General features: G+C 69.4%; 15 protein-coding genes. All 15 read left to right on the top strand.

Annotated elements, in window-relative coordinates:
* Positions 1-91 precede the first annotated feature (91 nt).
* The 15 genes from alaS to carA all read left to right on the top strand — a co-directional run bounded on the left by alaS (position 92) and on the right by carA (position 14,513).
* On the top strand, positions 92-2,746 hold the full coding sequence (alaS, locus tag ACQ1RG_RS13965) for an alanine--tRNA ligase (protein ID WP_009377143.1): 2,655 nt from the start codon (positions 92-94) through the stop codon (positions 2,744-2,746).
* Complete coding sequence (gene ruvX / locus ACQ1RG_RS13960) at positions 2,743-3,213, top strand: Holliday junction resolvase RuvX (protein WP_009377144.1); 471 nt, start codon at positions 2,743-2,745, stop codon at positions 3,211-3,213. The genes alaS and ruvX overlap by 4 nt, the downstream gene beginning before the upstream one ends.
* Positions 3,210-4,337, top strand: a complete 1,128-nt coding sequence (mltG, locus tag ACQ1RG_RS13955; protein ID WP_009377145.1) for an endolytic transglycosylase MltG — start codon at positions 3,210-3,212, stop codon at positions 4,335-4,337. The genes ruvX and mltG overlap by 4 nt, the downstream gene beginning before the upstream one ends.
* Positions 4,313-5,167 (top strand): shikimate dehydrogenase family protein, encoded by an 855-nt coding sequence (locus ACQ1RG_RS13950; protein ID WP_167560886.1) that lies wholly within the window; start codon positions 4,313-4,315, stop codon positions 5,165-5,167. Before mltG ends, ACQ1RG_RS13950 begins: the two co-directional genes overlap by 25 nt.
* A 3-nt stretch (positions 5,168-5,170) precedes the next feature.
* A complete protein-coding gene (locus ACQ1RG_RS13945; protein ID WP_144587538.1) occupies positions 5,171-5,926 on the top strand; it encodes a prepilin peptidase in 756 nt (251 codons plus the stop codon).
* A 10-nt stretch (positions 5,927-5,936) separates the two neighbouring features.
* Positions 5,937-7,130 carry a chorismate synthase gene (gene aroC, locus ACQ1RG_RS13940; protein WP_063250252.1) on the top strand — a complete coding sequence of 398 codons (1,194 nt, stop codon included), beginning with the start codon at positions 5,937-5,939 and terminating at the stop codon, positions 7,128-7,130.
* Complete coding sequence (locus ACQ1RG_RS13935) at positions 7,127-7,750, top strand: shikimate kinase (RefSeq protein WP_009377149.1); 624 nt, start codon at positions 7,127-7,129, stop codon at positions 7,748-7,750. The genes aroC and ACQ1RG_RS13935 overlap by 4 nt, the downstream gene beginning before the upstream one ends.
* Positions 7,747-8,859 (top strand): 3-dehydroquinate synthase, encoded by a 1,113-nt coding sequence (gene aroB / locus ACQ1RG_RS13930; RefSeq protein ID WP_063250253.1) that lies wholly within the window; start codon positions 7,747-7,749, stop codon positions 8,857-8,859. The genes ACQ1RG_RS13935 and aroB overlap by 4 nt, the downstream gene beginning before the upstream one ends.
* 129 nt (positions 8,860-8,988) lie before the next feature.
* Positions 8,989-9,549 (top strand): elongation factor P, encoded by a 561-nt coding sequence (gene efp / locus ACQ1RG_RS13925; protein ID WP_009377151.1) that lies wholly within the window; start codon positions 8,989-8,991, stop codon positions 9,547-9,549.
* Positions 9,550-9,957: a transcription antitermination factor NusB gene (nusB, locus tag ACQ1RG_RS13920; RefSeq protein ID WP_009377152.1), complete on the top strand. Its 408-nt coding sequence runs from the start codon at positions 9,550-9,552 to the stop codon at positions 9,955-9,957. It abuts the gene before it with no gap.
* A gap of 112 nt (positions 9,958-10,069) precedes the next feature.
* Positions 10,070-10,621: a bifunctional pyr operon transcriptional regulator/uracil phosphoribosyltransferase PyrR gene (gene pyrR / locus ACQ1RG_RS13915; RefSeq protein WP_009377153.1), complete on the top strand. Its 552-nt coding sequence runs from the start codon at positions 10,070-10,072 to the stop codon at positions 10,619-10,621.
* Complete coding sequence (locus ACQ1RG_RS13910) at positions 10,618-11,595, top strand: aspartate carbamoyltransferase catalytic subunit (protein WP_430600169.1); 978 nt, start codon at positions 10,618-10,620, stop codon at positions 11,593-11,595. Before pyrR ends, ACQ1RG_RS13910 begins: the two co-directional genes overlap by 4 nt.
* Positions 11,588-12,898 carry a dihydroorotase gene (locus ACQ1RG_RS13905; protein WP_009377155.1) on the top strand — a complete coding sequence of 437 codons (1,311 nt, stop codon included), beginning with the start codon at positions 11,588-11,590 and terminating at the stop codon, positions 12,896-12,898. Before ACQ1RG_RS13910 ends, ACQ1RG_RS13905 begins: the two co-directional genes overlap by 8 nt.
* On the top strand, positions 12,883-13,377 hold the full coding sequence (locus ACQ1RG_RS13900) for a hypothetical protein (RefSeq protein WP_009377156.1): 495 nt from the start codon (positions 12,883-12,885) through the stop codon (positions 13,375-13,377). The genes ACQ1RG_RS13905 and ACQ1RG_RS13900 overlap by 16 nt, the downstream gene beginning before the upstream one ends.
* Positions 13,374-14,513: a glutamine-hydrolyzing carbamoyl-phosphate synthase small subunit gene (gene carA / locus ACQ1RG_RS13895; RefSeq protein WP_009377157.1), complete on the top strand. Its 1,140-nt coding sequence runs from the start codon at positions 13,374-13,376 to the stop codon at positions 14,511-14,513. Before ACQ1RG_RS13900 ends, carA begins: the two co-directional genes overlap by 4 nt.
* The last annotated feature ends 1 nt before the right edge of the window (position 14,514 follow it).

The raw sequence follows: 14,514 nt of genomic DNA, 5'->3' as shown, positions 1-14,514 counted from the left end.
AGGCGACCACCATCTGAACTGGTGAGCAATTAAACTATTCTGGAACGGGCGCGCAGCGCCCACCGCAGACGCACCATCTGAAAGGCCATGGATGAAGACGGCAGAGATCAAACAGCGCTGGCTCGACTACTTCGAGGCGAACGGACACGTGGTCGTGCCCTCGGCGTCGGTCATCAGCTCCGATCCCTCGATCCTCTTCAACATCGCGGGCATGGTCCAGTTCATCCCGTACCTCACCGGTCGCGAGCCTGCGCCGTTCCTCCGCGCCACGAGCGTCCAGAAGTGCGTGCGCACCGCCGACATCGAAGAGGTGGGCAAGACCACCCGCCACGGCACGTTCTTCCAGATGAACGGCAACTTCTCCTTCGGCGACTACTTCAAGCGCGAAGCCGTCCGCTACGCGTGGGGTCTGCTCACCTCCCCGACGGAGGAAGGCGGCCTCGGCTTCGACCCCGACCTGCTCTGGGCCACCGTCCACGAGGACGACCTCGAGACCATCGACCTCTGGCTCGAGGAGACCTCGATCCCGCGTGAGCGGATCCAGCTGCGCGGCAACGAGGACAACTTCTGGCACACCGGTCAGCCCGGACCCGGCGGCTACTGCTCCGAGATCTACTACGACCGCGGTCCCGCCTACGGCGCCGAGGGCGGACCGATCGCCGATGAGGATCGCTACATCGAGATCTGGAACCTCGTCTTCATGGAGTTCGAACTCTCCGAGGTCCGCTCCAAGGTCGACTTCGACATCGCCGGCGAGCTGCCCGCGAAGAACATCGACACCGGCATGGGCCTCGAACGCGTCGCCTTCCTCCTCCAGGACGTCGAGAACATGTACGAGATCGACGAGGTCTTCCCCGTCATCGCCGAGGCGAGTCGCCTCTCGGGCCGTGAGTACGGCGCCGACCACCACTCCGACGTGCAGATGCGCGTCGTTGCCGACCACGTCCGCTCGGCCCTGATGATCATCGGCGACGGCGTGCGCCCCGGCAACGAGGGACGCGGCTACATCCTCCGCCGCCTCATCCGCCGTGCCGTGCGCGCGATGCGCCTCCTCGGCGTCACCACCGAGGTCATGCCCTCGCTGCTGCCCGTGTCGATGAACGCGATGAAGCACTCGTACCCCGAGCTCGAGACCGATTTCGACCGGATCTCGCGCATCGCCTACGCCGAGGAGAAGGCCTTCCTGCGGACCCTCGAATCCGGCACCCAGCTCTTCGAGACCGCGTACGAGAAGCTCGAGGACTCGGACAAGACGATCTCCGGCGACGTCGCCTTCGCCCTCCACGACACCCACGGCTTCCCCATCGACCTCACCCTCGAGATGGCCGCCGAACACGGCGTCAACGTCGATGAGGCCGGATTCCGCGCGCTCATGGCCGAACAGCGCACCCGAGCGAAGGCCGATGCGAAGGCGAAGAAGGGCGGCGGACACACCGACCTCTCCGCCTACTCCGCCCTGCTCGAGGAGGGCCGAAGCGAGTTCGTCGGCTATGACGACCTCGAGGCCGATTCCCGGATCCGCGGCATCGTCGTCGACGGCGAGGCCCGCGAGGTGCTCACCACCGGACAGACCGGCGACCTCGTCCTCGACCTCACCCCGTTCTACGCCGAATCCGGTGGCCAGCGCGCCGACGTCGGCCTCATCAAGGGCGACGGCTTCACCGCCAAAGTCCTCGACGTGCAGAACCCGGTCAAGGGCCTCGCCGCCCACCGCATCGAGGTCATCGACGGCGAGATCCCCGTCGGCGCCGACGTCCTCGCCGAGGTCGACCACGAGCATCGCTTCCAGGGTTCCCAGGCGCATACGGCCACCCACCTCGTCCACGCGGCCCTGCGGGAGATCCTCGGCACCCACGCCGTCCAGGCAGGTTCGCTCAACCAGCCCGGATACATGCGCTTCGACTACTCCTACCCGGAGGCACCGAGCGCGCAGATGCGCGCCGAGATCGAGGACGTCGCCAACCTCGCCGTGCGCTCGAACTACGAGGTCGGCACCGAGTACATGCCCTTCGAGGACGCGAAGCGCTCGGGCGCGATGGCCCTCTTCGGGGAGAAGTATCCGAACATCGTCCGTGTCGTCGACATCGGCGGACCGTTCTCCCGCGAGCTCTGCGGCGGCACCCACGTCGGCGCCTCCGCGCAGGTCGGTCCGATCTCCGTCCTCTCCGAGGCCTCCGTCGGCTCCGGAGTGCGCCGCATCGAAGCCTCCGTGGGGATGGACGCGTTCCGCTCACTCGCTGCCGAACGCACGATCGTGTCCTCGCTCTCGGAGATGCTCAAGGTGCCCGGCACGGATGTCACCGACCGGGTCTCCGAGCTCATGGTCAGGCTCAAGGACGCGGAGAAGGAGATCTCCCGCCTCCGGTCCCAGCAGCTGCTCGCCCAGGCCGGACGGTTCCTCGAGACCGCCGAGACCGTCGGGAACACGCTCTTCGTCGTCGCCGACCTCGGCGAGGTCTCCAGCGGCGGGGACGTCCGCACGATCGTCACCGACCTGCGCGCCCGCGTCAGCGACCGGGTCGCCGTCGTCCTCGGCATCGGCGTGAGCGGCGGCAAGCCCGTCGTCGTCATCGCCACCACCGAGGCCGCCCGCGAGTCCGGAGCGCAGGCCGGCAAGCTCGTGTCGGCAGCGAGCTCCACCCTCGGCGGCGGAGGAGGCGGCAAGCCCGACCTCGCCCAGGGCGGCGGCAGCGACACCACGCAGATCCCGGCCGCGATCAGCGCGGTCAAGGCGGCCCTCACGTGACACTGCGGCGCGGCCGACGTCTCGGCCTCGACATCGGATCGGTGCGGATCGGGGTCGCGGCGTGCGATCCCGATGGGATCCTCGCGACCCCGCTCGCCGTCATCCGCCGGGCCGACGAGCCGGCGGCACTGCGGCAGCTGCGGGAGATCATCGCCGAGTACGAACCCATCGAGATCCTCGTCGGCGACCCGAAGTCCCTCGACGGCTCCGCCCGCGCCGCGGCCGCCGCCGCCCTCGACTTCGCCCGCCGGATCGACACCGACGTGCCGATCCGCCTCGTCGACGAGCGCTTCTCCACCGTCGAGGCGCACAGCTCGCTCGCAGCTGCGGGCAAGAGCTCACGGCAGCGCCGCGAGATCGTCGACGCACAGGCGGCCGTCATCATTCTGCAGAACGCGCTCGAGTCCGAACGCAACACGGGCAGGCCCGCCGGTCGGGAGCTGCCCGAACAGGAGAGTGAGCAATGAACCCGTTCCCCGGTGAGTTCTCGGACGACGAAGGGCTCTCACGCGCCGAGATCCGAGCGAAGAAGCGCCGGCGGATGATGCGCAAACGTCGCACCACCGTCATCGTCGCCGTCTGCGTCCTCGTCTTCGGCCTCGGCGGCTTCTTCGGCCTCCGCGCCGCCGGCGGTGTCGTCGACGACCTCTTCGGCGGGGGCGGCGACTACGAGGGCAATGGCACGACCGAGGTCACGCTCGAGATTCCGCCCGGCGCCTCGGCGCGGTCGGTGGCCAACCAGCTCGTCGAGGAGGGCGTCATCAAGGACTCCAAGCCCTTCCTCGAGGAGGTCGAGAGACGCGATCTCACGATCCAGGCGGGACCGGTCATCCTCCGTGAGCAGATGAGTTCGAAGGCCGCCGTCGACGCGTTCATCAACCCGATCAAACCCCCGAAGCTCACGATCGCCGAAGGACGCAAGATCGACCAGATCAAAGCGACGATGATCGAATCGGGGATGAAGGCCGAAGAGGTCGACAAGGCGATCGACGACAGGACTCCGAAGGACTACGGCCTCGACGTCGACGCGCCCAGCTTGGAGGGCTACCTCTATCCCGCGACCTACGACCTCGACAAGGCGAAGACGGCGGAGGACATCGTCTCCGAGATGGTCGCGAAGACGAAGCTCGAGCTCGAGACCGCGGGCATCGAGAACAAGGACGCCAACCGCATCCTCACCCTCGCCAGCCTCGTCGAGATCGAATCCCCGGGGGACGAGGAGACACGGAAGAAGGTCGCCCGGGTCTTCCTCAACCGCATCTCGGAGGACTCGAAGACCGGTCAGCTCCTTCAGTCCGATGCCACGGTCGCCTACATCCACGGCGCCCGCGCGGACCTGACGACGACGAAGGAGGAGCGGAACTCCGACAGCCCGTACAACACGTACAAGCGGAAGGGCCTGCCGCCCGGACCGATCAACTCGCCGAGCGCCGGGGCCGTCGACGCCGCACTCAACCCGGCGGACGGCAGCTGGCAGTTCTTCGTCGCGACGAATCCGGACACCGGTGAGACGAAGTTCGCCGACACCTACGCCGAGCACCAGAAGAACGTCGAGGAGTACCGGGCATGGCTGCGGGAGCAGGACGGGTGAGCCCGGTCGTCCGCGCCGCCGTGCTCGGGCGTCCGATCGCCCATTCGCTCTCCCCGGTCCTCCACCGTGCGGCGTTCGCGGCTCTCGGACTCGAGGACAGTGAGTACGGTCGCGCCGAGGTCGGAGACGAAGACCTCGCCGCCTTCCTCGACGCCCATCCGGCGGAGACGGGCTTCTCCCTGACGATGCCGCTCAAGGAGCGTCTCGTCGCCCTCGCCCGCGAACGCGGCTGGGACCTCGACGAGACCGCCGAGGCGACCGGCGTGGCCAACACGCTCGTGCGGTTCCCGAACGCGACGACCGTGGCGAACACCGACGTCGACGGCATCGTCGGAGCGATCCGCCTGCGCCCCGGGTCCGGGACCCGGGCGACGATCCTCGGTGCCGGAGCCACAGCGCGGTCGGCGCTGCTCGCCCTCGTGCGCCTCGGCATCACCGAGGTCGACCTCCTCGTCCGCAGCGCCTCCCGTGCCGCCGCCGCAGCCGAGCTCGGCACGCGCCTCGGGCTCGCCGTCGAGATCGGCGGTCTCGAGACGATCCGGTCCTCCGCCGTCGTCGTCTCCACCCTCCCCGCCGAGGCGGCCCCCACCCTGACGTGGGAACCGGGAAGCGGCGTCGCCCTCGACGTCGCCTACGCCGCCGAGTCCGCCGTCCTCACCGGGGCCTCCGCCCACGGGTACACCGCCGTGCCGGGCACCGCGATGCTCCTCGAACAGGCCGTCGCCCAGGCCGTGCTCTTCCTCACCGCAGCCGCAGGCACCCCACCGAGCCCGGCTCAGATCGAGGCGATCGCCGCATCGATGCACGCGGCCCTGCCCGAACGGGACTGAGCCGTGACGGTCGAGAGCGCAGTCCTGCTCGGCCTGAGCACGGCCGTCGCCGCGGGCACCGGACTCCTCCTCGTCGGCACTCCCGCCCGCTGGCTCGCCGACACCGCCGACGCCGAGACGGTCACCGGCTCGCGCGCCTTCCGTCCGGTCCTCCTCGTCCTCGCCGGCATCGTCATCGCCGGACTCGCCGCGTTCCTCGTCCCGGTGGGTCCCGACTGGACGGCGATCGCTCCCGGCAGCGGCACCGAGTTCGTCCCGCCCTCCCTGAGCACGCTCGACCTCGTGCTCATGGCCCTCGTCCTCGGGACCACCGCCGGTGCCACCCCGGTCCTCGTCGTCGCCGACCTCGTCGTCCGGCGCCTCCCCGACCGGATCATGTACCCGCTCATCGGGCTCTTCGTCCTCGCCTGCGGCCTCGGCATCGGTCTCGGCAGCTCGACGAGCTGGTGGTTCGGGCTCGTCGGAGCCGTGTGCGGGCTCCTCCTCTTCGGCGGACTCCACCTGCTCGGGCGTGCCCTGCACCGCCCGACGATGGGACTCGGCGACGTCAAGCTCGCCGTCGTCGTCGCCGGCGTCTCCTCCCTCATCTCCCCGTGGGCGCCCGCCCTCGTCCTCGTTGTCACAATGCTCGTCGCAGGGGCCTGGGCGATCGTCGCCGGCGCGCGTGCGGGCAGCCTGCACCAGACGACGATCGCGTTCGGTCCCGCGATGCTGACCGGATTGTGGGTCGGGTCGGTCTCGGCGAGGTTCGTTCTATAGAATCGGTGGAATGTTGAGATGGCTGACTGCAGGCGAATCCCACGGCGAAGCACTGATCGGGATCATTGAGGGGCTGCCCGCCCACATCCCGATCACCAGGGACGACATCCGCGTCAATCTCGCCAGGCGCCGACTCGGCTACGGGCGTGGCGCCCGCATGAAGTTCGAGGCCGACGAAGTGCGCATCCTCGGCGGCGTCCGCCATGCGAAGACCCTCGGCTCCCCGGTGGCGATCGAGGTCGGCAACACCGAATGGCCGAAATGGGAGACGGTGATGAGCGCCGACCCCATCGACGAGTCCGAGCTCGAGGGTCAGGCCCGCAGCGCCCCGCTCACCCGACCCCGGCCCGGCCACGCCGACATCGTCGGCATGCAGAAGTACGGCTTCGACGAGGCCCGGCCCGTCCTCGAACGCGCCTCGGCCCGCGAGACGGCGATGCGCGTGGCGCTGGGCACCGTGGCCGCGAAGTTCCTCGGCGAACTCGGCATCACGCTCGTCTCCCACACCGTGGCGATCGGCGGCGTCGAGGACTCCCGGGACGGTGCGCTGCCGCGGGCGAGCGATGTCGACGCCCTCGATGGGGATCCCGTCCGCAGCTTCGACCCCGCCCTCTCCACCCGGATGGTCGCCGAGATCGACGCGGCGAAGAAGGCCGGGGACACCCTCGGCGGCGTCGTCGAAGTCCTCGCCTACGACCTCCCGCCGGGACTCGGCTCCCACGTCCACTGGGACCGCCGCCTCGACTCGCGTCTGGCCGGCGCCCTCATGGGCGTCCAGGCGATCAAGGGCGTCGAGGTCGGCGACGGCTTCCTCACCGCCGCTCGCCCCGGCTCCGCCGCCCATGACGAGATCCTCGTCGCGGGCTCCGGCTACCGTCGCGCCTCCAACCGCGCCGGCGGGACGGAGGGCGGCATGTCCACCGGCGAGCCCCTGCGCGTGCGGGCAGCGATGAAGCCCATCGCCACGGTGCCCCGCGCCCTGTCGACCGTCGACGTCGCCACGGGAGAGCCCGCGAAGGCCAACCACCAGCGCTCCGATGTCTGTGCCGTCCCCGCCGCCGGCGTCGTCGCCGAGGCAATGGTCGCCCTTGTCCTCGCCGAGGCGGTCGTCGAGAAGTTCGGCGGCGACTCCGTGGCCGAGACGAAGCGGAACCTGGAGGGCTACCTCGCCGCCATTCCGGAGAACCTGCGCATCGGGCGATGAACGAGCATCCGCTTCCGAAACCGGTCCCACCCCTGGAGCCGGTCCCCGCCGCGCACTCGCGCATCGTGCTCACCGGACCCCCAGCCGCAGGGAAGTCGACGATCGGCCGCCTGCTCGCCGACCGTCTGGGGCTGCCGCTGACCGACACCGACGCGAACATCGTCGACCGCCACGGGGTCATCGCCGACATCTTCGTCACCCGCGGCGAGGACCACTTCCGAAGACTCGAACGCGAAGTCGTGCGCAAGGCGCTGCGCCGCCTCCTCGACCGCCCCGGAATCGTCTCGCTCGGCGGGGGAGCGATCCTCAACTCCGGGACCCGGGCGCAGCTGCTCCACCCGGCGATCAAGGTCGTCCACATCGACATCGACGTCGACACCGTCGCCCCCCGACTCAACGCCCCGCACCGGCCGCTGCTGCGCGGGTCGGGGTCCGCTGTCGAGAACTGGCTCGCGCTCGTGAGCGAGCGCGAACCCCTCTACGAACAGGTCGCGACCTTCCGCGTCCAGGCCTCGAACTCGCCGCCGTCGACCGTGGTCAACCGGATCGTCGACGTCCTCACCGGCCTGCAGCGCGCCGAGGAGTACGCGAAGTACCAACAGACGAAGGAGAACCCATGAGCGTGACCACCATCGACGTCGACGCAGGAGGCCGGTACCCGGTGCTCGTCGGACACGGACTCCTCGGGCAGCTGCCCGAACTGCTCGGCCCGCAGGCGGAGAAGGTCCTCGTCATCCATCCCCGCGCTCTGCGCACGACGGGCGAGACCGTCCGCGACGACCTCGCCGCCGCCGGACTCGACGCGATCGTTGCGGAGATCCCCGACGCCGAGGAGGCCAAGCACGTCCAGGTCGCCGCGTTCTGCTGGCAGGTCCTCGGACAGTCCGACTTCACCCGCACCGATGCCATCGTCACCGTCGGCGGGGGAGCGGTGAGCGACCTCGGCGGGTTCGTCGCCGCCACCTGGCTGCGCGGCATCCGCGTCATCCACATCCCGACCACGGTCCTCGGCATGGTCGACGCGGCCGTGGGAGGCAAGACCGGGATCAACACGGCCGAGGGCAAGAACCTCGTCGGTGCCTTCCACGCCCCCGCCGGTGTCCTCGCCGACCTCGACACCCTGCGCACCCTGCCGGAGAACGAGCTCTTCACCGGCCTCGCCGAGGTGGTCAAGGCAGGCTTCATCGCCGACCCTGCCATCCTCGACCTCATCCGCGACCACACCCGCGAGGAGATCGGCGACGTCGACGGACCCGTCCTCCGGGAGCTCATCGAACGGGCGATCGCCGTCAAGGCCGAAGTCGTCTCCGGCGACTTCACCGAGGCGGGCCGCCGTGAGATCCTCAACTACGGTCACACCCTCGCCCACGCGATCGAGCACAAGGAGCGCTACCAGTGGCGCCACGGGGCGGCCGTGTCCGTGGGCATGGTCTTCGCCGCCGAGGTCGCGGCCATGGTGAGGAACCTGCCCGCCGAGGTCGTCGACGAACACCGCGAGCTGCTCTCGAAGCTCGGTCTGCCCACCGGCTACCGGTCGGATGTCTGGCCGCAGCTGCTCGAGACGATGAGACGGGACAAGAAGACCCGGGGCTCGATGCTGCGGATGGTGCTCCTGTCCGAGATCGGCGCGCCCGCCACCGTCGAGATCCCCGACGTCTCACTCCTCCACACCGCCTACCAGGAGATCGGGGAGGAGTCCCCGCGGAAGCTCCTCGGTCCGACCCTGTGAGGCCCCGCACGCCCGCGGCTCGCGGTTTCACGAGCCCTGGGCGGGCTTGATAGAATCGTTCATTGGCAAAACTGCCTCACCCGTAGCGACCTCGTCGACGGGGACGATGATGTGAAGAAGGACGGATTAGTGGCGACAACCAACGACCTCAAGAACGGTCTCGTGCTCAACCTCGACAACCAGCTGTGGCAGGTGCTGGAGTTCCAGCACGTCAAGCCCGGCAAGGGTCCGGCCTTCGTCCGCACGAAGCTCAAGCACGTCATCTCCGGCAAGATCATCGACAAGACGTTCAACGCCGGCACCAAGGTCGAGACCGCCAACGTCGACCGCCGCGACATGCAGTACCTCTACCACGACGGATCCGACTACGTCTTCATGGACGCGAAGGACTACGACCAGGTCACCATCCCCTCGAGCCTCGTCGGCGACGCCGCGAACTACATGCTCGAGAACCAGGAGCTGCAGGTCTCCTTCCACGACGGGACACCGCTGTCGGTCGAACTGCCCGCCTCCGTCGAGCTGACGATCTCCCACACCGAGCCCGGCCTCCAGGGCGACCGCTCGACCGGCGGCTCGAAGCCGGCCACCCTCGAGACCGGATACGAGATCCAGGTCCCCCTCTTCCTCGAAGAGGGCACGAAGATCAAGGTCGACACCCGCACGGGTGACTACCTCGGCCGCGTCAAGTAAGTGTCGGCACGCAGCCGGGCCCGCCGCCGGGCCCTCGAACTCCTGTTCGAAGCCGGGCAGCGGGGACTCGACATCGACGAGGTCGTGGCCATGCGCTCGAACGACCCCGCCTATCCGATGAAGCCCTACGCCGTCGAGATCGTCGACGGCGTCAAGGCACGCCGGGAGGAGATCGACGAGATCATCTCCACCTATGCGCAGGGGTGGACGATCGATCGCATGCCCGCCGTCGACCGGGCCCTGCTCGAGATCGGCACGTGGGAGATCCTCTTCAACGACGACATCCCCGACGCCGCGGCGATCGACGAGGCCGTCTCCCTGGCCCGTCAGTTCTCCACGGACGACTCGCCCGGCTTCGTCTCGGGGCTGCTCTCGCGCATCCTCGACGTCAAACCGACGCTCACCTAGGTCCCTGGGTCCGGACTCCGGACCCAGCGGATCACCCCACCCGGGTCAGCGGTTAGACTTGGGCTGGACACGCTCCTTTAACCACCGTCCCGAGAGGCGGAGAAGGGCAGACATGACAGAGCGAACAGTGCTCGACGGCGCCGATGTGCGCAGGGCGACGACCCGCATCGCCCACGAGATCATCGAATCGAACAAGGGCACGGACGACCTCGTCCTCCTCGGCATCCCCCGACGGGGAGTGCCCCTGGCGAACCGCCTCGGCGGACTCATCGCCGACATCTCGGGAAGACCGGAGTCCGCGGATCGGCTCGTCGGCAGCCTCGACATCACGATGTACCGCGACGACCTCCGTTCGGGCGCCTACCGCGCCCCGGAGCCCACCCGCATCCCCGATGCGGGCATCGACGGACGCACCGTCGTCCTCGTCGACGATGTGCTCTTCTCCGGGCGGACGATCCGGGCCGCCCTCGACGCACTCTCCGACCTCGGCCGGCCCGCACGGGTCCGGCTCGCCGTCCTCGTCGACCGGGGCCACCGCGACCTGCCGATCCGCGCCGACCACGTCGGCAAGAACCTCCCGACCTCCTCGAGCGAGAGGGTGAATGTCTCGCTGACCGAGGTCGACGGCGAGGACGCAGTGACGATCTCGGGAGGCCGCGGATGAAGCACCTCCTCGACACCTCCTCGCTCTCCCGCGCCGACGCGATCGGTCTCCTCGACATCGCCGAGGAGATGACCCAGCTCAGCGCCCGCGAGGTGAAGAAGCTGCCCGTGCTGCGGGGGCGCACCGTCGTCAACCTCTTCTTCGAGGATTCCACCCGCACGCGGCTCTCCTTCGAAGCCGCCGCGAAGCGTCTGTCGGCCGATGTGCTCAACTTCTCCGCGAAGGGCTCATCGGTCTCGAAGGGCGAGAGCCTCCAGGACACCGTGCAGACGATCTCCGCGATGGGTGCGGATGCGATCGTCGTCCGCCACTCGGCTGCCGGAACCGCGCAGCGTCTCGCCGACACCGGCTGGATCGACGTCCCCGTCGTCAATGCCGGGGACGGCACCCGCGAACACCCCACCCAGGCCCTCCTCGACGCCTTCACCCTCCGTCGGGCACTCGCCGGAGTCCCCGCCTCGGGCGCGGTCGCCGAGGGTCCCCGCGGGAAGGGCCTCGACGGTGCGAGCGTCGCCATCGTCGGCGACATCCTCCACTCCCGGGTGGCACGGTCGAACGTCCACCTCCTCGACCGCCTCGGCGCCGACGTCCACCTCGTCGCCCCGCCGACCCTGCTCCCGTGGGGTGCCGAGACGTGGCCGGTGACGATCCACTACGACCTCGACTCCGCCATCGGCGCGGTCGACTTCGACGCGGTGATGATGCTCCGCGTCCAGCACGAGCGGATGCACGAGTCGTTCTTCCCCAACGCCCGCGAGTACGCGCGGCTGTGGGGCCTGAGCGAAGCGCGACTGCAGCGCCTCGGCGACACCTTCATCATGCACCCCGGCCCGATGAACCGCGGGTTCGAGATCTCGGCGGCCGCCGCGGACTCGCCCCGCGCCCTCATCCTCGACCAGGTCGAGAACGGGGTGAGCGTGCGCATGGCGGTCCTCCACCGCCTGCTGACCGGTCAGGAGGAGACCATTGACTGACTATCTCATCTCCGGCGCCGACGTCCTCGGCCGCGGAATCGCCGACATCGCGATCTCCGAGGGCACGATCGTCGACCCCGAACTGCTCGGAGACGACCACGAGGTCGTCGACGCCACCGGGCTCATCGCCCTGCCCGGGTTCGTCGACATGCACACGCACCTGCGCGAGCCCGGCAAGGAGGACGCGGAGACCGTCCTCACCGGCTCCCGGTCGGCCGCAGCCGGCGGGTTCACGTGCGTGCACGCGATGGCGAACACCGCGCCGGTCGCCGACACCGCCGGCGTCGTCGAGCAGGTCCACCGGCTGGGCCGGACCGCCGGTTTTACCGAGGTCGTGCCCGTCGGCGCCGTGACGATCGGGCTGGAGGGCCGTCAGCTCGCCGAGCTCGGCGCCATGGCCCGCTCCGAGGCCAGGGTGCGGATGTTCTCCGACGACGGCATCTGCGTCTCCGACCCCCTCCTCATGCGCCGCGCCCTCGAATACGTCAAGACCTTCGACGGCGTCATCGCCCAGCACGCCCAGGAGCCCCGGCTCACCGAGGGTGCGCAGATGAACGAGGGCGTCGTCTCCGCCGAACTCGGCCTGCCCGGCTGGCCCGCGGTCGCCGAGGAGTCGATCATCGCCCGCGACGTCCTCCTCACCGAACATGTCGGCTCCCGCCTCCACGTCTGCCACGTGTCCACGGCCGGCAGCGTCGACATCATCCGCTGGGCGAAGTCGCGCGGGGTCCGGGTCACCGCCGAGGTCACCCCTCACCACCTCATGCTCACCGACGAACTCGTGCGCACCTTCGACCCCGTCTACAAGGTCAACCCGCCGCTGCGCACCGACCGCGACGTCCAGGCCCTGCGCGAGGCCCTGGCCGATGGGACGATCGACGTCGTCGGCACCGACCACGCCCCGCACACCGCCGAGCACAAATGCAGCGAATGGTCCGCGGCGGCCATGGGCATGGTCGGGATGGAGACGGCGCTGGCCGTCGTCGTCGAAGCGATGAAGGACTACGACTTCGACTTCGGCGACGTCGCCCGTGTGATTTCGCAGGCACCGGCGAGGATCACCGGCGCCACCGGCCACGGCAGCCTCGAGACCGGGGCGAGCGCGAACATCGTCCTCATCGACCCCGCCGCACCGCACACGATCACCCCGGCCGAGCATGCGACGAAGGGCCGGAACAACCCCTTCGCCGGGGTCGAGGTGAACACGAAGGTCACCGACACCTTCTTCTACGGCCACCGCGTGCTCGCCGACGGTGCGCTGAGCACACCCCACCCGGGAGGAGCATCATGGACCGAAGCGTGAGCGTCCTCATCATCGCAGGCATCTTCCTCCTCATCCTCCTCGCCCTCACATGGGGGTGGACGCGGCGCAAGCGCAGTCAGGAGGCGCTCACCGCGCCCGCCAAGCCCCACCTCGGCATCACCCCGATCGCCGATCCCGTCGAGGGCTCGTACGTCTCGACCACGCACGCGGGACACCCGCTCGAGCGGGTCGCCATCCACGGGCTCGGCATCCGCACCAGCGGTGAGCTCGTCGTCACCGACGGGGGAGTGATCCTCGACCTCGCCGGTCGTGAGGACTTCCTCATCCCGCGCGCCGACATCGTCTCCGTCGACACCACCTCGGGGATGATCGGCAAATTCGTCGAACGCGGCGGCATTGTGCGCATCACGTGGAGGCTCGGCGAGACGCTCGTCGACACCGGCTTCCGCGCCCGCTACTCCGCCGACACCGCGCCCACCGTCAACCGCATCAGAGAGATGATCGTAGAGGCACCATGAGACTGTCCACCACTCCCGCCGTCCTCGTGCTCGAAGACGGCCGCACGTTCACCGGGTCCGCCTACGGAGCCGTCGGGGAGACCGTCGGCGAAGCCGTCTTCGTCACCGCGATGTCCGGCTACCAGGAGACCCTGACCGACCCCTCCTACCACCGGCAGATCGTCATCCAGACGGCTCCGCACATCGGCAACACCGGCATCAACGCAGCCGATGACGAGTCCCGGCAGATCTGGGTGTCCGGCTACGTCGTCCGCGACGCCTCCCGGATCTCGTCGAACTGGCGCTCCGAGGGCGACCTCGAGACCCACCTCGCCGAGGCGGGGGTCGTGGGGATCAAGGACGTCGACACCCGTGCGCTCACCCGGCATCTGCGCGACAAGGGCGCGATGCGCATGGGCATCTTCTCCGGTCCCGCCGCCGAGGCGGACCCAGGGACGATGCTCGAGACCGTGCTCGCGACTCCGCCGATGGCCGGTTCCCAGCTCGCCGACGAGGTGAGCGTGAGCGAGCCCGAACTCGTGCCCGCCGTGGGGGAGGCGAAGTTCTCCGTCGCCGCCGTCGACCTCGGCATCAAGGCGATGACCCCGCAGCGCCTGGCAGAGCGCGGCATCGACGTCCACGTCGTGCCCGCCTCGGTGACGTTCGAGGAGATCCGCGCCCTCGGCGTCGACGGCGTCTTCTTCTCCAACGGACCCGGCGACCCCGCGACCGCCGACGAGCAGGTCGCGCTGCTGCGCGAGGTGCTGGGGGCTCGGATCCCCTTCTTCGGCATCTGCTTCGGCAACCAGCTGCTCGGCCGGGCACTCGGCTTCGGCACGTTCAAGCTGCCCTTCGGCCACCGCGGCATCAACGTCCCCGTCATCGACCGGACGACGGACAAGGTCGAGATCACCGCGCAGAACCACGGCTTCGCCGTCGACGCCCCCCTCGAGGGGGAGACCACTGCGCCTGCCGATCCCGACTTCGGCCGTGTCGTCGTCTCGCACGTGTGCCTCAACGACGATGTCGTCGAGGGACTCCAGTGCCTCGACATCCCCGCCTTCTCCGTCCAATTCCATCCCGAGGCCGCCGCGGGACCCCACGACTCGGACTACCTGTTCGACCGGTTCGTCGACCTCATGTCCTCCCGCGCCTAAG

The organism is Brevibacterium sp. K72, assembly GCF_050562175.1.
Lineage (GTDB): Bacteria > Actinomycetota > Actinomycetes > Actinomycetales > Brevibacteriaceae > Brevibacterium > Brevibacterium casei.
Note: the sequence above shows the minus strand (reverse complement) of the source record. Positions and strands in the feature narration are given on the sequence as shown.